Raw genomic sequence first — 19,218 nt, forward strand, 5'->3', positions numbered from 1 at the left:
GGTATGCCAAGAGAAGGCCAACAGTATCACTAGGCGAAGTGATTTGTCGTCGTTTACGAGGCGCGCCGAGAGGCGCATGGGTACCGAACGTCTGGCTGCCGTTGACGTAAACGGAAAGCAATTTCGTTTTGCTCTTGTCTCGTATAGCCTCCTGAGCGGGAGGAACGAGCATGCAGAGACCATGGCTGGCGCATTACCCTGCCGCGATTCCGGCTGATCTGCCGGCATTTCCCTATCGGTCGCTGACCGACCTCTTCGATGAAGCCTTTACCCGACACCGAGCGTTGCCGGTGTTCCACTTCATGGGCACCTCGGTGTCCTTTGGTGAACTGGACCGGCAGTCTCACGCGTTCGCGTCCTATCTCCAGTCGCTCGGGCTGGTGAAGGGAGACCGGGTCGCGCTGATGATGCCGAACGTGCCGCAGTATGGCGTCGCCGTGGCGGGTGTGCTGCGGGCCGGAATGGTCGTGGTCAACACCAATCCACTCTACACGCCGCGCGAACTGGAGCACCAGCTGGCGGATTCGGGCGCCCGGGCGATCGTCATCCTCGAGAACATGGCGCATACGCTGGAGGTGTGCCGGGGCACGACGCCGATTGAGCACATCGTCCTCACCGCTGTCGGCGACATGCTGCCGGCACCGAAGCGCCTGTTGGTGAACTTCGTGCTGCGCCGGGTGAAGAAGATGGTGCCGGCCTACGCTCTGCCCGGTGCCGTCCGCTGGGCCGCGGCGATCGCCAAGGGCAAGGCAGCGGCATTCCGGAAGGTGGACACGACGCTCGAGGACGTCGCGGTTCTGCAGTATACCGGCGGCACCACCGGCGTTTCCAAGGGCGCAACGTTGCTTCACCGCAACATCATCGCCAATGTCCTGCAATCCGAGCTCTGGCATTCGCCGGCCATGCAGCGCATCCCGCAAGGCGAGCAGGTGGTGACCATCTCAGCCTTGCCGCTCTACCATATCTTCGGATTCACCGTGAACCTGATGCTCGCCATGCGCACAGGTGGTTGCAATGTGCTGATCGTCAATCCGCGGGATCTGCCGAGCGTGTTCAAGGCTCTGAAAGCGCAGCCCTTCCACTCTTTCCCGGCGGTCAACACGCTTTTTGCAGCGCTTGCCCGGCACAAGGATGCCGGCAGCGTCGACTGGTCGAGCCTCAAACTCTCGGTCGGTGGCGGCATGGCAGTTCAACCGGCGACGGCGAAGGCCTGGTTCGAGCTGACGGGGAGTGCGATCTGCGAGGGATACGGACTGTCGGAGACCTCGCCGTCGGCCAGCTGCAACCCGGTCGACGATGTCTCCTACACCGGCACAATCGGTCTGCCGCTTCCCTCCACCGATTTCAGGATCCTCGACGATGAGAACCGGGATGTGGCAGCGGGGGAGCGGGGGGAGATCGCCATTCGCGGGCCGCAGGTGATGGCCGGCTACTGGAATCGCCCCGACGAGACGGCGCGGGCGATGACCGAAGACGGGTACTTCAAGACCGGCGACATCGGGGTGATGCGGCCGGACGGCTACTTCGCCATCGTCGACCGGAAGAAGGACATGATCAACGTCTCGGGCTTCAACGTCTATCCCAACGAGATCGAGGAGATCGTTACCCAGATGCCGGGGATCATCGAGGCAGCGGTGATCGGCGTGCCCGACGAAAGCTCGGGGGAGGCGGTCAAGCTTTTTGTGGTGACCGCCGATGCCGCCATGACCGCCGACACGGTGAAGGCCTACTGCAAGAGCGCACTGACCGGTTACAAGCGACCCAAGCATATCGAATTTCGCGACGAGCTTCCGAAGTCGAACGTTGGAAAAGTCCTGCGACGCAAATTACGCGACGACTAGCCGAGTCGCATCATCATCGATTCGGCATTCAGGCCGGCCAGAGGAGGCAGGCCTCCGGCGCTGGATTGCAATTGCCGGTGCAATGACGTTTATTTTGCGCCGACAAGGCCCGACGGTTTCGAGCATGCCTCGACGCTGGCAAACTTTTTGTCACAAAATTCCGCCAGGCCCTTTCCATTCATCGCGCTGTCGCATATACCGAGCTCACCGCAGACGACGGGTTCGGCAACGAACGCAAGCGTCTCGGAAATGGCGCGGGGTGGAGCAGCCCGGTAGCTCGTCAGGCTCATAACCTGAAGGTCACAGGTTCAAATCCTGTCCCCGCAACCAACGGCCCCACGAGCAATCGTGGGGCCGCCTTTGTTTCGGCCCTCTGAAAATTACGCTCCTTAAGATTGCCTCGTTTGCCGATGTCGCAACGCTGGGCGCTGGGAGAAAGACCGGCCGCGACAGCTTCCCGCATTATCCCTCGCCGAGCGCCGCGAGGGCTTCTGCCACGCGGTGATATGCGCGCGCGTCGAGGGGGAGGATCGGCCGCGGTGGCGCAGCGGTGGTCAGCTGCAGGTGCTCTGCGGCGGCATGGATCACCCTGATGCTGCCGAACTCCTTGAAGAGGTGCCAGAGCGGCTGGAAGAGCTGATCGAGCCGGCGCGTCTCTGCGGTATCGCCGCCCTTCGCGGCGCGCAAAAGGCGGAGGGCCGAGACCGGCAGCAAGCCGCCGACGACGCTGTACCAGGCGTCTCCTCCTGCCAGCATTGCGTCGGCAGCGCCCCAGTCTCCGCTGTAGCCGATGGCAAAGCCGCTTGGCGTGATCTCGCGCAGCTGTGCCAGTTCGCCGCAAACATCTCCGTCCGACGGCAGTGGCATCTTGACCGCCTCGATGGTCGCCAGCGCTGCAAGGCGGGCGAGCAAGGTCGGGCTGAAGGTGAAGTGCGTCGTCGCCGGGTTGTTGTAGATGCAGAGCGGCAGGGGCGTTGCGGCTGCGACGGCGGCACAGTGCTGGTAGACCTCCTCCTCCAGCAGCGGAGTGTAGGAGACTGGCGCCAGCAGCAATCCGCTGGCGCCAGCGCCGCGGCGTCGCGGGCCAAATCTATCGCCTCGTCCGTCGCGAGCGCCCCGATGCCGACGATCAGCGGCACGCTGTTCTGGCAGACACTCGCTGCCGTCTCGACCGCGCCGAGGCGCTCAGCCCGGCCGAGATAGGCATAGCCGCCGGTGCTACCGAGGAGGCCGATGGAATCGACGCCGGCGCTGCAAAGGCGTTCGACCAGTTTCGCCAGTGCCGGACGGTCGACCACGCCATGCCCGTCGGTCGGCGTGATCGGAAAAGCGGAAAGGCCATGAAACAGCGTCATGCGGGCATCCTGAAATCGCTGGCGTCCTTCAAGGACCGCAGGGCGCCAGACTTCCATGTTTGGCTTGCAAGGGAAACCGCGTCGCGCTTCGGCAGGAGAGTGCGCCGGATCGCCTGTCAGATCGTCTTATCTCTGCCTGGCGTGCACTTCTGTGACGTCCGGTCCCGTTATCCTCATTGCGGCCGGTCGCGGCGTTGCTGGACCGCTCGTCTGTCGCGCGGCGATCCTATCCTCCCGAGGTGGCCAGCCGGCTTGCGGTGGCCAGCCGATCGTCGCATAGGCTCCGTCATCCGTCATCCGTCATCCATAACCGCCAGCCAGCTGCAGGACCCGATGCGCCCGAATATCCTGATTTTCATGGTCGACCAGCTGAACGGCACGCTGTTTCCCGATGGCCCCGCCGATTTCCTGCACGCGCCGCACCTGAAGGAACTGGCCGAGCGCTCCGTGCGGTTCGCGAACTGCTACACCGCGAGCCCGCTCTGTGCGCCGGCTCGGGCATCGCTGATGTCGGGGCAGTTGCCGTCGAGGACTGGCGTCTACGACAATGCGGCGGAGTTCGCCTCCTCGATCCCGACCTATGCGCATCACCTGCGCCGCGCCGGCTATTTCACCGCGCTGTCCGGCAAGATGCACTTCGTCGGGCCGGACCAGCTGCACGGGCTGGAGGAGCGGCTGACGACCGACGTCTATCCCGCCGACTTTGGCTGGACGCCGGACTATCGAAAGCCGGGCGAGCGGATCGACTGGTGGTACCATAACCTTGGCTCCGTCACCGGTGCGGGGGTCGCGGAGATCACCAACCAGTACGAATACGACGACGATGTCGCCCACCTCGCCGGACAGAAACTCTACGACCTGTCGCGCGGCGCCGAGACGCGGCCGTTCTGCCTGACGGTGTCCTTCACCCATCCGCACGACCCCTATGTCGCCCGGCGAAAATACTGGGATCTCTATGACAATTGCCCGGCGCTGCAGCCGACCGTCCCCCGCATTCCGTTCGATGAGCAGGACGCGCATTCGCAGCGCCTGATGACGGCCTGCGACGATGCCGCCTATGCCATTTCGGACGAGGAGACCGCGCGCGCCCGCCGCGGCTATTTCGCCAACATCTCCTATGTCGATGAGAAGATCGGCGAGCTCATCGATATCCTCAAGCGCTGCCGGATGGACGAGAACACGGTCGTGCTCTTCACCTCCGACCATGGCGACATGCTGGGCGAGCGCGGCCTCTGGTTCAAGATGAACTTCTTCGAGGGATCCGCGCGGGTGCCGCTGATGCTGGCGGGGCCGGGGATCGAGCCGGGGCGGGTGGCAACGCCTGTCTCGACGCTCGACATCGTTTCGACGCTGGCGGATCTTGCCGGGATTGATCTCGCGGAGATTGCGCCGTGGACGGACGGCATCTCGCTGCTCGAGACCCGGGCGGCGGGGCGGCGGAGTGCCGCGGTGCCAATGGAATACGCCGCCGAGGGATCCATCGCGCCGATGGTCGCGCTGCGCGAGGGACGCTTTAAATTCACTCTGTGCGACATGGATCCGCCGCAGCTGTTCGATCTCGGCGCCGACCCGCATGAGCGGACGAACCTTGCCGCCGATCCGGCGCAGCTCGAGACCGTCGCGCGGTTTAAGGCGGAGGTCGCCGCCCGCTGGCACCTGCCGGCCTTCGACCGGGCGGTGCGCGAGAGCCAGGCACGGCGGCACGTGACCTACGAGGCCCTGCGCAACGGGGCTTATTACCCTTGGGACTACCAGCCCCTGCAGAAGGCCTCGGAGCGCTACATGCGCAACCATATGGACCTCAACATCCTGGAAGAATCGAAGCGTTATCCACGCGGAGAATAAACCCCGCAAAAGCCAGTCTTCGCAGGTGCAGCAACGGCGTTTCGCACTTGCTCGCCGGGGGCTGCGGGCGTAGTGTTGCGACCACCTGCCGCAGCGGGAGAGACCGGTTTTAGTCCGGCGCCGAAGGAGCAACCGCCCCGGAAACTCTCAGGCACAAAGGACCGCGCGGTTCAAGACATATCCGGAGAGTGACGGCGTCAAACCCGTCCGCCGAAGGAGCAAGCGTCCAGCGGGATCATCCCGCGGCGTGAAACTCTCAGGCCAGGAACGGAGGGGCACAACGATGGACCGGGGAGGGCACCTCCTTGGTCGGAAGGATCGATGTGACCTCTATTGCCGTGATCGGCGCCGGTATCACCGGCGTAACGACTGCCTATAAGCTCAACGCCCTCGGTTATGACGTGACGGTCTTCGACCGCCAGTCGCATGCCGGCATGGAGACCTCGTTCGCCAATGGCGGCCAGCTCTCCGCCTCGAACGCCGAGGTCTGGAACCATCCTTCGACCTTCCTCAAGGGTCTGAAGTGGATGTTGAAGAAGGACGCGCCGCTGCTCGTCCATCCCGCGCCGTCCTGGCACAAGATCTCCTGGATGATGGAATTCGTGCTGGCCGCGAAGAACTATCGTGAGAACACCGTCGCCACGGCGCGTCTTGCCGTCGCCGCCCGCGACCATCTGATCGCCATGGCCGATGCCGAAGGCGTCTCCTTCGACCTCGAGAAGCGCGGCATCCTGCACGTCTACGAGACCAAGGCCGAGTTCGACCATGGCCTGGCCGTCAACGCCATGCTCGCCGAGGGCGGGCTCGACCGCCGCGCGGTGACCCCGGCCGAGATCGCCGCGATCGAGCCGAACATTGCCGGCACCTTCCACGGCGGCTTCTTCACCGAGAGCGATTTCACAGGCGACATCCACAAGTACACCCACGGCCTCGCGGCAGCCGCTGCCAGAAAGGGCGTCAGCTTCTGCTACGACGCCGTGGTCGCGACGCTGAAGCATACCGGCGCGGGCGTCGACGTCGCCTACAGTGTCGCCGGACAGGCCGATCTCCGGCATTTCGACGGTATCGTGGTCTGCGCCGGCACCCAGAGCCGGCGCTTTGCCGCCATGCTCGGCGACCGCGTCAACATCTATCCGGTGAAGGGCTACTCGCTGACGGTCAACCTTCGCGACGAGGCGAGCCAGGCGGCCGCCCCTTGGGTGAGCCTCCTCGACGACAAGGCGAAGATCGTCACCAGCCGGCTCGGCCTCGACCGACTGCGCGTCGCCGGCACGGCGGAGTTCGCCGGCGAGAACCGCGACATCCGAATGTCCCGGATCACGCCAATGGCCGAGTGGGTGCAGAAGCGCTTCCCCGGCGTCTCGACCGTGTCGTCGGTCCCCTGGGCGGGCTTGCGCCCGATGATGCCGAACATGATCCCGCGCGTCGGCGCCGGCAAACTGCCGGGCGTCTTCTACAATACCGGCCACGGCCATCTCGGCTGGACGCTGTGCGGCATCACCGCCGACATGGTGGCCGGCACGGTGGCGGGCGCGATGAAGACGGCGCCGAAGGCAGTGAGACTGTCGGAAACCGTTCTGTCCAGCCAACAGGCCGCCTGATAGCGCCGGGCTCGCTTCCCTTCCGTCAGGCTTCGTCTGTCGAAAAAGGATCCGAGCCGGGCGTCAGCAGCACGGTTCGCCGTTCGCCGAAGACGGCGGTTGTCGGAAAGCGCGTGTCCAGAAGGCGCGCTTTCGCGACACGGGCGATGCTGACACGGTCGGACTGGTTGCCACCCAGGACGTAGAAACTGTCTTCGTCTTCACCGGCGTAGAAGCCGACATGGCCTTTGCTGCCTTGCGGCTCGCCCCGCCAGAAAACGAGGATGCAGCCTTTGGTCGGGGCACAGGGGCGGCCGAACTTGAGCCAGCTCCGCGCGCTGAGAAGAGACGAGGGAAGGTTCTCGTCGGGAAGCGTCGATCCGATGCAGTGGCCGACGAACAGCCCGCACCATGGTACGTCGTCTCCGGAATAGGCGACGTCGAGGTCCTTTGCCCAGTCGAGGATTTGCCGATTGCTGCCGCCGCCGGATACTTCCCGCACACCCAGCAGGCGGCGGGCTTCCTCATACCAGGGCAGGTCCGGCTCGGCGCCCAGCGGTGCCCCGGTGGTCATTACCAGAAGGCCTGGCGACGTTCCGAACAGCTTGCTGCGGGTCACCGGACCGACAATGCCATCCGCCAACAGGCCTTGGTTGGTCTGATACTCGCGGATGGCGGCAATCGTCTGCCGGCCACGGACCCCGTCCACTACACCGGGATTGTAGCCAAGATCGATCAGTCTCTTCTGGATATCACGGGTTGTCAGCATTCAAAGCCTCCCGCCTCTGAGATATCTATATTGTATAGAGGAGGGAGATGGCTGGTGTATATTGTTAAAGCGAGGTCCTCTCCGGCTTCTTTTGTTGGCTGACTTGCGGCTCATCGCACGGTCGGGCTGTTGCCGTGCGGAAGGTGGCTTTGCCGGCCCTTCATGCTATCTACCGGCGCATGACGTTACCCCCTTCTCTGCATGCCCCGACGCACGCGCTCTTTCTCGACTTCGACGGCACCCTCGTCGGCTTCTGCGACGACCCTGCGGGCGTCAGGATCGAGCCCGCCGTGCTCGACCGGCTCACCGTCCTGAAGTCAGAACTCTCCGGTGCGCTCGGCATCGTCAGCGGTCGCCAGATCGCCGATCTCGACCAGTTCCTGGCGCCGCTCGAGTTCGCGGCCGCCGGCGTGCACGGGCTCGAACGGCGCCTGCATCCGGCCGGGCCGACGCTGCGGCTGGCCGAGCCTGCCGATCTCGACGACCTCCGTTCCGCCCTGACCGCGCGCCTTGCGGCTTTTCCCGGCCTTCACCTTGAGGATAAGGGCACCGCGCTGGTGCTGCACTACCGCACCGTACCGGCTCTGGGGCCGACCGCGCAGGCGATCATGGCCGAGGTCACCGCCGGGCGAGTCGACCTTGCGGTGATGGCGGGCGACGGGGTGGTGGAGGTGCATCCGGCGGGCATGGACAAGGGCAAGGCGCTGGCCGACCTCCTGCTCGAGCCAGCCTTTGCCGGTCGCGTGCCGGTCTATGCCGGCGACGACGTGACCGACGAATTCGCGCTCGCCTTCGTGCGGGAAGCCGGCGGCATTTCGATCAAGGTCGGAGCCGCTCCGACCGTTGCCGAGTTCCGGCTGGAGGACGTCGCCGCGGTGCACCGCTGGCTCGGGGCGGATGCGGCGTGAGCGGCGCCAACAGGAGAGCAATCCGATGAAGGATGCCCAGAAAAGGCTCGTCGTCGTTTCCAACCGGGTCGGCCCGCTCAGCGACGAGGGGAAGGCCGGCGGTCTGGCCGTGGGTCTGGCCGACGCGCTGCGGCGTCGCGGCGGGCTGTGGTTCGGCTGGAGCGGCGAGACCGCCGAAGACGCCGAGACCGCGACGCCGAAGACCGAGGTGTTCGGCTCGACGGCGCTGACGACGATCGATCTGACCGAGGAGGAGCAGAACGGCTTCTATCTCGGCTATGCCAACCGCTCGCTTTGGCCGCTGCTGCATTACCGGCTCGACCTCGTGCAGTTCGACCGGGAATCCGACCGGATCTATCGCTCCGTCAACAAGCGCTTCGCACTGGCGCTGGCCGAACTCGTCAGCGACGACGACATCGTCTGGGTACACGACTATCATTTCTTCTATCTGGGGCTGGAGCTGCGGCAAGCGGGCTTCGATGGTCGCCTCGGCTATTTCCTGCACATTCCCTTCGCCCCACCGGAGATTTTCACCGCTCTGCCGGGCTCGCACGACATGGTGCGGGCGATGCTTGCCTATGACCTCATCGGCTTCCAGACCCCGCAGGACCGGCGCAACTTCGCGAACTTCTGCGTGCACGAGTTGGGCGGCGAGAAGCTGCCGGGCGACCGGATCCGTGTCGGGGACCGCGTCGTGCAGGCCTCGGCGTTTCCGATCGGCATCGACGCGGAAGGGTTCGCCCGATTCGCGATGTCCCCCGAGGCAAGCGAGCACGAGGAAATGCTGCGCGACATCGGCCGCGACCGGCTGCAGATCGTCGGCGTCGATCGCCTCGACTATTCCAAAGGCCTTGTCGAGCGGCTGCACGGTTTCGAACGGCTGCTGGAGGACTACCCGGACAACCGCGGCAACGTGAACTTCCTTCAGATCGCGCCGCTGTCGCGATCCGAACTCGACGCCTACATGGACCTGCGCGCCGAGCTCGAGGGCCTGGCCGGCAATCTGAACGGCCGTTTCTCGACGCTCGACTGGACGCCGGTCAAGATCATGACGACCGGCTTCACACGGCGCGCGCTGGCGGGGATCTACCGGGCGGCGCGGGTCTGCATGGTCACGCCGCTGCGCGACGGTATGAACCTTGTCGCCAAGGAGTTCGTCGCGGCCCAGGATCCCGATGATCCCGGCGTCCTCATCCTTTCGCGCTTTGCCGGCGCGCGGGCCGAGCTGATGGATGCGCTGGTGGTCAATCCGTATTCCTCCGACGACATGGCGCGCAAGCTGCAGGAAGCGCTGACCATGCCGCTGAAGGAGCGCCAGCGGCGCTATCAGGCAATGCGCGCGCGGGTGTTCGAGGGCACGGCAGCGCACTGGTGCGACAGCTTCATCGCCGCGCTGGAGACCGCCGAGACCGAAGGGCATCCGACGGTCGAGGATCCGTTCTCGCCGCGGCGGTGGACCTGACGGCGAAAAGCATCGGATGAGGTTTCGGTTCGGGCGCCAGTTGCGCTAGAGCTTTTCCACCGTCCGAGAGGACATGCAGAGCGGAAGATGACGATGGCGCAGAACAAAGACCTCCTGATGAGCATCCTGACGGCGCAGCCGGTCATGCCGGTCGTCGCCGTGTCGAGCGCCGCCGAGGCTGTCGAACTGGCGCGGGCGCTGGCGAGGGGCGGGCTGAAGGCGATCGAGATCACGCTGCGCACCCCCGCGGCGCTCGATGCCATCCGCGCCGTCTCGGCCGAAGTGCCGGAATGCGTCTGCGGCGCCGGCACCATTCTCAATCCCAAGCAATTCGACCAGGCGCAGGAGGCGGGGGCAAAGTTCATCGTCTCGCCGGGCACCACCGTCGAACTGCTCGACGCCGCCAAGGGTTCGTCCGTGCCGCTGCTGCCGGGGGCGACGACGCCGAGCGAGCTGATGGCGATGCTCGAGGAAGGCTACGACCTCCTCAAGTTGTTCCCCGCCGAGCAGTCCGGCGGCATCGCCTATCTCAAGTCGCTCGCGCCGGTCTTCCAGCAGATCCGCTTCTGCCCGACGGGCGGCGTGTCGATGAAGAACGTCGCCGACTACCTGGCGCTGCCGAACGTCGTCTGCGTCGGCGGGTCTTGGGTCGCGCCGAAAGAAGCGCTCGCCGCCGGCGATTTCGCCGAGATCACCCGCCTTGCCGCCGAAGCCGCGGCGTTGCGCGCCTGAGCGCAAAGCCCGGCCGCCCGCGCCGGTTGTACCGGTGACAGGCCGCGGCCGGGCCGGCACGAGAGAGTGATCGCAGCCGGTCACCGGACGGCTTGATCGCGGCTGAACTCGGTGACGCTATGGCCTCCCGTTTCGTCTCCCGCAGGTTTTCATGTTGCTCCGCCTCTTTCTCGTTCTCGCCGCTGTCTGCGGCTTGACCGCCGGTCTCGTCGCCTGCGCCGGCCCCGCCGTCCTCAACGCCATCACCAGCAAGTCCGGCTATTCCGTCCAGCACGGCCTGCGCTATGCCGAGGGCGATCGCGGCACCTTCGATCTCTACGTGCCGGATGGGGCGACGGCGAAGACACCGCTGGTGATCTTCATCTATGGCGGTGCCTGGGATTCAGGCGACAAGGGCATCTATGGCTTCGTCGGCCAGTCGCTGGCGAGCGAGGGCATTGCCGTCGCCATTCCTGACTACCGGGTCTATCCCGAGGTGAAGTTTCCGGGTTTCGTCGAGGATGGCGCCAAGGCGGTCGCGGCGATCGAGACTCTCGCACGGCGTGGCACCGACGCGCTTCCCGGCGGCGAGCGTCCGGTGTTCATGATGGGTCATTCCGCCGGCGCCCAGATCGCATCGCTCCTGACGCTCGACCCGCACTATCTCGGCGTGGCCAATGCGCCGAACCGCCGCTTTGCCGGCTTCATCGGGCTCGCCGGTCCCTACGACTTCCTGCCGCTGACCGAAGAGCGATACATCCGCATCTTCCCGAAGAACCTCCTTGCCGCCAGCCAGCCGGTGAACTTCGTTCGTTCGGGCACGCCGCCGATGCTGCTGATCGCGGGATCCGACGACACGACCGTTGATCCGAAGAACACGCGGTCGCTCGGCTCGAAGGTCAAGGCCGCCGGCGGCGTGGCGAATGTCGACATCGTCGAGGGCGTCGATCATGTTGGTGCGATCAGCGCGCTGGCGACGGCTCTGCCGTTCGGCGACAAGACGATACGCCCGAAAGTCCTCGCCTTCATCCGGAGCCACTCATGACCGCAGACCTGTCGACCTTCGCGCCACGTGCGCGCCCGGACAGCCTTGCGGCAAACGGACGGCATGTACGGCTGGAGAAGATCGTCGACGAAACGCGCTTTGGCGAGCTCTACGAAGCTTTTGCGGCCGACGCGGAGGGCGCGATCTGGGCCTGGCTGCCTTACGGCCCCTTCGCCGACCGCGCTGCGTTCGAGACCTTTGCGCGCACGACCTATCTCGGCGGCGAGCCGGTCTTCTACGCCATCATCCAGAAAGCCACCGGCACGGCCGCCGGCGTCGCTGCGCTGATGCGCACCGATACCCAAAACGGCGTCACGGAGATCGGGCATGTCTGCCTGTCGCCGGCGCTGCAGCGGACGGCGGCGGCGACCGAGGCGTTCTCCCTATTCATGGCCTACGTCTTCGACACGCTCGGCTACCGCCGCTTCGAGTGGAAATGCAACGACGCCAACGCGCCATCGAAGCGCGCGGCCGAGAGGCTGGGTTTTACTTGGGAGGGGCTCTTTCGCCAGCACCTGATCGTCAAGGGCCGGAACCGGGATACCGCCTGGTACGCCATCCTCGACGGTGACTGGCCGCGGCTGAAACAAGCCTTCGAAGCGTGGCTCGATCCGTCAAACGACGATGGTACGGGCCGCCAGCGACTGTCCCTCAACGAGATCAGGACGCGCTCAGCGGCATAGAGCTCGTGGATCTGCGGTCCTGGAAAGTCTTTGCGCTGCCTGGCTTTCCAGGACCTCCCGCTTCAGCTTTTGGCAGGGACGATGGTGATCAGTTCGTTGTCGGGATAGATGCTCTCGTAGAGCACGCCGTCGCCCGGTGCGAATTCCAGCACCGTGCCGCCGCCGCTGTCGGCGATGATCAGCGCGCCATTGTCGGTCGAGCGCCAGTAGGCGGCGCGCGACATGCCGGGCGACCGGCTGCAGTCGGGCCCGAACAGCATCAGCTGGAACGTCCTTGCCTCAGGATCGGGCTTGGCGAGCTTGCAGGTGGCACCGGTGCGCAGATCGATCAGGCGCACCGCGTCGGGCGCCTCCTGTCGGTTCAGCGGCACGACGCTTCCGGTGATCGTGTCGTCGGTCAGGAGCGTCGCGGGACGGACGTCTCCCGACAGGACTGCGCCCTGCAGGTTGGAGGCCAGAAAGGTGCCGAGCACACCGATGGCCATGGCTATGGCGACAAATCTCATCACGGCTCTCCTCGTCGGATTGACCGAACTTATCGTCCGCATACTATGAACCAAAGGTTAACCGAAACTGTCGAAGCAAACGCTTTCTTCATGACGCTCGCGGGAGCAGAGCGCACGTCCGCCGCCTGTCACCGCCGTGATGGAGGGCATGTGATGGCGGGCTGGGACTGCCGGGTAGACAGGTTTAGCGCCGGGGCGAGAGGCCGGCCTTCTCGCTTTCGGGCACCAGAGTCGGCGGATGGCGTCCCTCGAACCAGGCGACGAGGTTGTCCGCCAGGAGATCGCCCATCGCATCGCGCGTGTGCACCGAGGCCGAGCCGACATGCGGCAGCAGCACGGCATTGTCCGCGTCGAGCAGCGCCTGCGGCACTTTCGGCTCGTGTGCGAAGACGTCGAGACCGGCGGCGCGGATGGTGCCGTCCTGCAGGGCCGAGATCAACGCGGCCTCGTCGACCACCGTGCCGCGCCCGACATTGATCAGCACGCCATCGGGTCCGAGCGCCTTCAGAACGGTGTCGTTCACCGCCTTGTCGGTGCTGCTGCCACCGGGCGCCACGATCACCAGCGTATCCACCGCCTCCGCCAGCGCGGTGAGGGTCGGATGGTAGGCATAGGGCACGTCGTTGCGCTGCGAGCGGTTGTGGTAGGCGATGCTGACACCGAAGGCCTCGAGACGCTTGGCGACGGCGAGGCCGACCCGGCCGAGGCCCATGATGCCGATGCGGCGGCCGCGCAGCGTCATGCGGGTGAGGGGATAGTCGCCCTTCGACACCCAGTCGCCCGCGCGCAGATAGGCCTCGGCTTTCGGCAACTCGCGCACTGTGTTGAGGAGGAGTGCCACGGCGGTGTCGGCCACTTCGTCGTTCAGCACGTCGGGCGTGTTAGCGACAGCGACGCCCTTTTCGGCAGCATCTGCCGCGTCGATCCCGTCATAGCCGACACCGAAGCTTGCGACGATCTCAGCGTTCGGCAGCAGCGCCAGCTTTGCCGGCGTCATGCCGCCGCGCAGGGCGACGCCCCGCACGGCGGCGCGTTCGGCTTCGCTCATCGCGTCGATCGCGCCGTCGGGGAGATAGTGGACATCGAACACGCTGCGCAGCCGCTCGAGGGTCGGCGCGTGCAGCTTGCCGGACACCAGCACGCGGACGGACTTCAGATCGGTCATGTCGTCTCCTCAGGCCGTCTGGCCCGGCCAGGCATAGTCGCAGGATTGTCGGATCTTGAGCTGGGGCGTGATCAGCTCGACCTTGCCGGAGCCGGGCTCGCCTTGCAGGCGGGCGAGGAGGGCGGCGGCGGCGCGGCGGCCAACCTCGCTCTGGCCATTGGCGACGGTCGACAACGACGGCATGGCGATCGCCGCCTCGTCGATGTCGTCATAGCCCATGACGGCGACATCGACGCCCGGGCGCAGGCCCGCGCGGCTGAGGCCGGACATGAAGCCGAGCGCCACGAGGTCGGAGAAGCAGCAGGCGGCCGTCGGTCGGTCCTCGAGCGCCAGGAACTGCCCCGTCGCGTCGAAGCCGGAATGACGGCTGCGCGGCCCGCTGATCCGCCATTCCGGCTGGAAGTCGATGCCGGCCTCGGAAAGCGCACGAAGGTAGCCGCGTTCGCGTTCGCGCCCGGTCGAGGTCATCTCCGTGCCGCCGATCATGGCGATGCGCCGATGGCCGCGGCCGATGAGGTGCTGGACGGCGAGGCCCATGCCGAAACTGTCGTCGCCGCGAAAGCTGGTGACGCCCGAGCCCTCGACGGTACGGGCGATCAGCACGCAAGGCAGGTCGTTCTCTTCGGCGAGGTGAATGTCGGAGGGTGGCGTGCCGATCGCCGGCGACAGGATCATGCCGTCGGCACCCAGCTGCAACATGGTGTCGACGAAGGAACGCTGCTTAGACAGCTCGTCATAATGGTTGCAGAGGATGAAGGTCTGGCGGTGGCGATCGAGCTCATCCTCGATCGACTTCAGGATCTCGCCGAAGAACGGGTTCATGATGTCGTGCACGCAGACGCCGACGATGCCGGACTTCGAGGTCCGAAGGCTCGCGGCGCGGCGGTTGTAGATGTAGCCGGAGGTGCGGGCCTCTTCCTTGATGCGCTCCCGCGTCACCTCGGCGACCAGCGGGCTATCCCGCAGCGCGAGCGAAACGGTGGCGGTCGACAGGCCGAGCGCATCGGCGATCGTCGAGAGTTTGACCTTCTGCGCCACCTATGTCCGGTCCATCTCGCTCGTCATTCTGGACGTATGGCAAAGACCGGCGGGTGCGGGAAGAAAATAATTGCGGGTGGACCCGGCGCGCTGGCGCCAGACCCATTTCACGGCCTCACGCGTCAAGGGGCGCCTCGTCCGTTTCGGTTTCGGGTACGAGATTGCGTTCCACCCGCTGCAGCAGCTTGCGCAGCGTCTTGCGCTCCTTTTCCGACAGGCCGCGCAGGGCATAGCGCTCGACCGCCCGTTGGGTCTCGCGCACTTCCGCCACCAGCGCGCGGCCCTTTTCGGTCAGGAAGGCGTGGCTCTGGCGGGCATCGGTGCCCGAGGCGCGCTTTTCCACGAGGTCCTGGCCAGCCAACCGGGCGACGGTCTTGGTGATGGTTGGCGGCCGCACCGTCAGCCGGTCGGCAAGGTCGCGCAGCGACATCCCGTCCTCGGCGCCAAGCGCCAGCAGAACTGCATCCTGGCCGGGATAAATTCCCATCGCCGACAGCCGAGCCGACAGCGCAGTCCGGCCCGCACGGGCGGAGAGCACGAGCTGGGTCATCGTCGACCTTTTCTTTTTCTTGGGTGTCATCCGGTTCCCGCCCAGCGCTGGCGCGCAAGATGGACAAGCGACCGGGCAAAGTCTAGCCGCGCTTCCGCCGCCGGGCAGCGCGGGGTAGAGAGCACGGGCGCGGCAACAGGCCGGCGACAGCGGGACGAAAGCGTGATGCGTCGATTCTACGAGGAAATGACGTCGAGCGAGCTGGCCGGCGATGACGATCTTGCCGGTGCCGTCGCCATCCTACCGATCGCCGCGATCGAGCAGCATGGCGCCCACCTGCCGCTCGGCACCGACGCCATCATCGCCGACGGGATGGTTGCCGCCGCCGCCAGGCTGTTGCCGGCCGGGCTGCGCGCGACCTTTTTGCCGACGCTGCGGATCGGCAAGTCGGCCGAGCACACGCATTTCCCCGGCACCATCGACCATGACTGGCAGACCGCGACGACGAGCCTTATCCGGATCGGCGAAAGCCTCTCGGAAGCCGGCTTCCGCCGGATCATCCTCGTCTCCTCGCATGGCGGCAACACGCCGGTGATGGAGACGGCGGCGCTGGAGCTGCGCCGCTCGCTCGGCCTGTTCGTCGCCACCTGCAGCTGGATGCGCTTCGGCTACCCAGACGGCCTCCTTCCTGATGCGGAGATCGCTGACGGGATCCATGGCGGCGCGGTGGAGACGGCGCTGATGCTGCATTTCCGTCCGGATCTCGTGCGCAGCGAAGAGATCGACGATTTCCGCTCGCTGCAGACCGAGCTTGCGCGCGACATGCGGCGGCTGCGGGCGCACGGCCGTCTGAACTTCGGTTGGATGGCGGGCGACCTCAACGCGGCCGGCGTCGTCGGCGACACGCGCTTGGCGACGGCGGAGAAGGGCGCGGCGATCGCGGCATACCAGGCGGCAGGCTTTGCCGAGATGATCGCCGACGTCCTGGCCTTCGATCTCGCGCGACTGGCGTGAGCGTCAGCCCGCCTTCTTGATGTCCTTGGCCTGCATGTAGTCGCGCAGGATCTCGTTCATGCGGTGGGGATAGTCCGGGTATTCCCGCTTGAACCACTCCATCACCTCGCGCTGCACCGGCAACACGATGGTGTCGTGCGGCGGGGCGGGCGAGACCACGGCATTCGCCCAGAACTCGTCGCCGAGCTCGGGGCCGTCCGGGGCGTCGGGGTTGTGGTATAGTTCGCCGCGTCGATCCATTTCGAAAATCTCATCGAGCGTTGCCCGCCTGATATTTTTTCCGGTCACGGCGTCCTCCCTTCCAAGCGGAAATCAGACGGCGGGCGCGACCCCGCCAAGTCCAGACCACAACATAGCACTCATCGCCGACAATGCCGACAGACCGGATGCGCTCCTCGCCGTACGCCGACCGCCGATCGACCACGTCGATGGTGGGTCCACGGAAAATGCGGGCGGCCTTCAAGATGTCGACCGAATGCTTCTCGAGGTTAACCGTACGCTTCGCCTCGTCCCATTCGAACTCATCCATACCACGGAGCGCTCCTGGAATCGGTCTCTGCGCCTAAGCCTAGGCTTCGCCCCTGAGAACGCCCAGCGATTTGCCCTTGGCCGGCTTTGCACCCACCCCCGTGCAATCCTCGCTCGACGCGCCTATATCCGGCCGACCATCAAGGAGGCAGAGATGTCCGACACGTCAGCACAGATTCCCGTCACCGTTCTCACCGGCTATCTCGGCTCGGGCAAGACCACCTTGCTCAACCGCATCCTCTCCGGCGACCACGGCAAGCGCTATGCCGTCATCGTCAACGAGTTCGGCGAGATCGGAATCGACAACGACCTCATCGTCGAATCGGACGAAGAGATCTACGAGATGAACAATGGCTGCGTCTGCTGCACGGTGCGCGGCGATCTGGTGCGCGTCGTCGAGGGGCTGATGAAGCGCAAGGGCCGCTTCGACGGTATCATCGTCGAGACCACCGGCCTCGCCGACCCCGTGCCGGTGGCGCAGACCTTCTTCATGGACGAGGACGTGCGCGCCAAGACCCGGCTCGACGCCGTAGTAGCGCTGGTCGATGCGCTGCACCTGCCCTTGCGCCTGAAGGATAGCCGCGAGGCCGAGGACCAGATCGCCTTCGCCGACGTCGTCCTTCTCAACAAGACCGACCTCGTGACGCCCGAGGAACTCGCCAAGATCGAAGCGACGGTGCGGGCGATCAACCCGCATGCGGTGATCCACCGGACCCAGCGCGCCGAAATCGCGCTCGACCGGGTGCTCGACCAGGGCGCGTTCGACCTGTCGCGTGTTCTCGATGCCGAGCCGGAGTTTCTCGTCGAGGCCGGGCACTCGCACGACGAGCATGTGCACGACGAGAATTGCGGCCCAAGCTGCGGCCACGATCACAGCCACGATCACGCGCACGGCCACGATCACGATCATGCCCATCACGACCACGACCATCATGGACATGATCACGGCCCTGCCTCACCGATCCACGACGTCACCGTAATGTCGGTGTCGCTGCGCGGCGGCGAGATGGACCAGAAGAAGTTCTTCCCGTGGATCCAGGCGCTGACCCAGGCGCAAGGCCCGAGCATCCTGCGCCTCAAGGGCATCATCGCCTTTGCCGGAGATCCCGATCGCTATGTCGTCCAAGGCGTCCACATGATCATCGAGGGCGACCACCAGCGGCCATGGCGCGATAACGAGCCGCGCGAGAGCCGGCTGGTGTTCATCGGCCGCGATCTCGACCGCGCCTCGCTCACGGCCGCCTTTGAGGAATGTGCGGTTCGCCAGAAAGCCGATGCCTGATGCCCTCGATCGCCCCTTATGATTTCGAGGGTTTCGTCGAGACGGCACTGTTTCTGAAAGACGAGCCGGTGTTCGCGCTGGCCGACGGCACCGTGCGCTTTCCCGCCGGGGGAGAGCGCACCATCGAGGCGCATCGCGGCGGGTTGACCACGGCCCGCTATGACAGTTTCGGCCAGAGACTGCTGACGGGCGGCGAGGATGGCCGCGTGCTCGCCATCACCGCCGACGGCAGCCATATCGAGCTAGCGTCGATCGGCCGGAAATGGATCGACGCGGTGGCCGGCGGCCCGAACGGGGTGGTCGGCTTTGCCAATGGCCGCACCGCAACGGTCCGTCTCGCCGACGGTACGCTGAAGGCGTTTGCGCACGAGCGCTCGGTCGAGGACATCGCCTTTGCGCCGAAGGGCTTGCGCATGGCCACCGCGCGCTATGACGGGACCTCGCTGTTCTTCGCCGGCACCGACAGCCCGCCGGCCCTTCTCGAATGGAAGGGCGCACATATCGGCATCGCCTTCTCGCCGGACGGACGCTTCCTCGTCACCCGCATGCATGAGAATGCCTTGCATGGCTGGCGGGTCGAGGACGGTAAGCACATGAAGATGACGGGCTATCCCGCCAAGGTGAAGGACTGGTCCTGGTCTGCCAAAGGCAAGTACCTCGCCACCTCCGGCGCACCGGCGGCGATCCTCTGGCCTTTTTCCGGCAAGGAAGGCCCGATCGGCAAGGCGCCGCTCGAACTCGGCACCCGCGGTGACAGCATGGTCACGGCGGTCGCCTGCCATCCGGTCGAGGACATGCTGGCGATCGGTTACGAGGACGGCATGATCCTCGCCGTCCGGATCTCGGACAACCGCGAGGCGGTGCTCCGCCGGGGCGGCAAAAGTGCGGTTCGAACCATGGGCTGGGACGCGAAGGGTGCTCGGCTTGTCTTCGGCAGCGAGGAAGGCGAGGCGGGAGTCGTCGACATTGCCAGCTAATGCTGGAAAGCACGGGAAG

At 65.7% G+C, this 19,218-nt stretch carries 18 protein-coding genes, 1 tRNA gene, 1 pseudogene and 1 riboswitch; of the genes and pseudogenes, 12 read left to right on the forward strand and 8 right to left on the reverse strand.

Going from position 1 to position 19,218, the window contains the following annotated elements:
- Positions 1–170 precede the first annotated feature (170 nt).
- Together ACZLZQ_RS09850 and ACZLZQ_RS09855 are read left to right on the forward strand one after the other, a co-directional pair.
- Complete coding sequence (locus ACZLZQ_RS09850; protein ID WP_472949237.1) at positions 171–1,841, forward strand: AMP-binding protein; 1,671 nt, start codon at positions 171–173, stop codon at positions 1,839–1,841.
- Between the two features lie 253 nt (positions 1,842–2,094).
- A tRNA-Met gene (locus tag ACZLZQ_RS09855) sits at positions 2,095–2,171 on the forward strand.
- A 132-nt stretch (positions 2,172–2,303) separates the two neighbouring features.
- Here ACZLZQ_RS09855 and ACZLZQ_RS09860 read toward each other — a convergent pair.
- Positions 2,304–3,196 (reverse strand): annotated as a pseudogene (locus tag ACZLZQ_RS09860) (dihydrodipicolinate synthase family protein).
- Between the two features lie 333 nt (positions 3,197–3,529).
- Here ACZLZQ_RS09860 and betC point away from each other — a divergent pair.
- Together betC and ACZLZQ_RS09870 are read left to right on the forward strand one after the other, a co-directional pair.
- Positions 3,530–5,041 (forward strand): choline-sulfatase, encoded by a 1,512-nt coding sequence (betC, locus tag ACZLZQ_RS09865; RefSeq protein WP_472949238.1) that lies wholly within the window; start codon positions 3,530–3,532, stop codon positions 5,039–5,041.
- 84 nt (positions 5,042–5,125) lie between these two features.
- Positions 5,126–5,214: riboswitch (glycine riboswitch) on the forward strand.
- A 150-nt stretch (positions 5,215–5,364) separates the two neighbouring features.
- The gene (locus ACZLZQ_RS09870; RefSeq protein WP_472949239.1) at positions 5,365–6,642 is read left to right on the forward strand and encodes a D-amino acid dehydrogenase; all 1,278 of its coding nucleotides are present in this window, start codon (positions 5,365–5,367) and stop codon (positions 6,640–6,642) included.
- Between the two features lie 25 nt (positions 6,643–6,667).
- On the opposite strand, the gene ACZLZQ_RS09875 is transcribed toward ACZLZQ_RS09870, so the two are convergent.
- On the reverse strand, positions 6,668–7,390 hold the full coding sequence (locus tag ACZLZQ_RS09875) for an NlpC/P60 family protein (protein ID WP_472936210.1): 723 nt from the start codon (positions 7,388–7,390) through the stop codon (positions 6,668–6,670).
- Positions 7,391–7,569: 179 nt separating this feature from the next.
- Here ACZLZQ_RS09875 and otsB point away from each other — a divergent pair, with 179 nt between their 5' ends.
- From otsB to ACZLZQ_RS09900, 5 genes are all read left to right on the forward strand, one after another.
- Positions 7,570–8,298, forward strand: a complete 729-nt coding sequence (gene otsB / locus ACZLZQ_RS09880; protein ID WP_472949240.1) for a trehalose-phosphatase — start codon at positions 7,570–7,572, stop codon at positions 8,296–8,298.
- Between the two features lie 25 nt (positions 8,299–8,323).
- Positions 8,324–9,760, forward strand: a complete 1,437-nt coding sequence (locus tag ACZLZQ_RS09885) for an alpha,alpha-trehalose-phosphate synthase (UDP-forming) (protein ID WP_472949241.1) — start codon at positions 8,324–8,326, stop codon at positions 9,758–9,760.
- 93 nt (positions 9,761–9,853) lie between these two features.
- A complete protein-coding gene (locus ACZLZQ_RS09890) occupies positions 9,854–10,492 on the forward strand; it encodes a 2-dehydro-3-deoxy-phosphogluconate aldolase (protein WP_472949242.1) in 639 nt (212 codons plus the stop codon).
- 151 nt (positions 10,493–10,643) lie between these two features.
- Complete coding sequence (locus ACZLZQ_RS09895; RefSeq protein WP_472949243.1) at positions 10,644–11,516, forward strand: alpha/beta hydrolase; 873 nt, start codon at positions 10,644–10,646, stop codon at positions 11,514–11,516.
- Complete coding sequence (locus ACZLZQ_RS09900) at positions 11,513–12,199, forward strand: GNAT family N-acetyltransferase (protein ID WP_472949245.1); 687 nt, start codon at positions 11,513–11,515, stop codon at positions 12,197–12,199. Before ACZLZQ_RS09895 ends, ACZLZQ_RS09900 begins: the two co-directional genes overlap by 4 nt.
- Positions 12,200–12,261: 62 nt before the next feature.
- On the opposite strand, the gene ACZLZQ_RS09905 is transcribed toward ACZLZQ_RS09900, so the two are convergent.
- The 4 genes from ACZLZQ_RS09905 to ACZLZQ_RS09920 all read right to left on the reverse strand — a co-directional run bounded on the left by ACZLZQ_RS09905 (position 12,262) and on the right by ACZLZQ_RS09920 (position 15,458).
- The gene (locus tag ACZLZQ_RS09905; protein WP_472949246.1) at positions 12,262–12,705 is read right to left on the reverse strand and encodes a hypothetical protein; all 444 of its coding nucleotides are present in this window, start codon (positions 12,703–12,705) and stop codon (positions 12,262–12,264) included.
- Between the two features lie 184 nt (positions 12,706–12,889).
- On the reverse strand, positions 12,890–13,870 hold the full coding sequence (locus ACZLZQ_RS09910) for a 2-hydroxyacid dehydrogenase (protein ID WP_472949247.1): 981 nt from the start codon (positions 13,868–13,870) through the stop codon (positions 12,890–12,892).
- Between the two features lie 9 nt (positions 13,871–13,879).
- A complete protein-coding gene (locus ACZLZQ_RS09915) occupies positions 13,880–14,908 on the reverse strand; it encodes a LacI family DNA-binding transcriptional regulator (RefSeq protein ID WP_472949248.1) in 1,029 nt (342 codons plus the stop codon).
- A 115-nt stretch (positions 14,909–15,023) separates the two neighbouring features.
- Entirely contained in the window at positions 15,024–15,458 is a 435-nt protein-coding gene (locus tag ACZLZQ_RS09920; RefSeq protein ID WP_472949249.1) for a MarR family winged helix-turn-helix transcriptional regulator, read from the reverse strand.
- A 165-nt stretch (positions 15,459–15,623) separates the two neighbouring features.
- On the opposite strand from ACZLZQ_RS09920, the gene ACZLZQ_RS09925 reads away from it, so the two are divergent.
- Positions 15,624–16,412: a creatininase family protein gene (locus ACZLZQ_RS09925; RefSeq protein WP_472949250.1), complete on the forward strand. Its 789-nt coding sequence runs from the start codon at positions 15,624–15,626 to the stop codon at positions 16,410–16,412.
- 3 nt (positions 16,413–16,415) lie between these two features.
- Here ACZLZQ_RS09925 and ACZLZQ_RS09930 read toward each other — a convergent pair whose 3' ends face one another.
- Entirely contained in the window at positions 16,416–16,700 is a 285-nt protein-coding gene (locus tag ACZLZQ_RS09930; RefSeq protein WP_472949251.1) for a hypothetical protein, read from the reverse strand.
- The gene (locus ACZLZQ_RS09935) at positions 16,663–16,941 is read right to left on the reverse strand and encodes a BrnT family toxin (RefSeq protein WP_472949252.1); all 279 of its coding nucleotides are present in this window, start codon (positions 16,939–16,941) and stop codon (positions 16,663–16,665) included. Before ACZLZQ_RS09935 ends, ACZLZQ_RS09930 begins: the two co-directional genes overlap by 38 nt.
- 153 nt (positions 16,942–17,094) lie before the next feature.
- On the opposite strand from ACZLZQ_RS09935, the gene ACZLZQ_RS09940 reads away from it, so the two are divergent.
- Positions 17,095–18,222 (forward strand): CobW family GTP-binding protein, encoded by a 1,128-nt coding sequence (locus ACZLZQ_RS09940; protein WP_472936197.1) that lies wholly within the window; start codon positions 17,095–17,097, stop codon positions 18,220–18,222.
- The gene (locus ACZLZQ_RS09945; protein ID WP_472949253.1) at positions 18,222–19,199 is read left to right on the forward strand and encodes a WD40 repeat domain-containing protein; all 978 of its coding nucleotides are present in this window, start codon (positions 18,222–18,224) and stop codon (positions 19,197–19,199) included. The genes ACZLZQ_RS09940 and ACZLZQ_RS09945 overlap by 1 nt, the downstream gene beginning before the upstream one ends.
- Positions 19,200–19,218: the final 19 nt, after the last annotated feature.

It is taken from the genome of Mesocryomonas lacus (genome assembly GCF_055730105.2).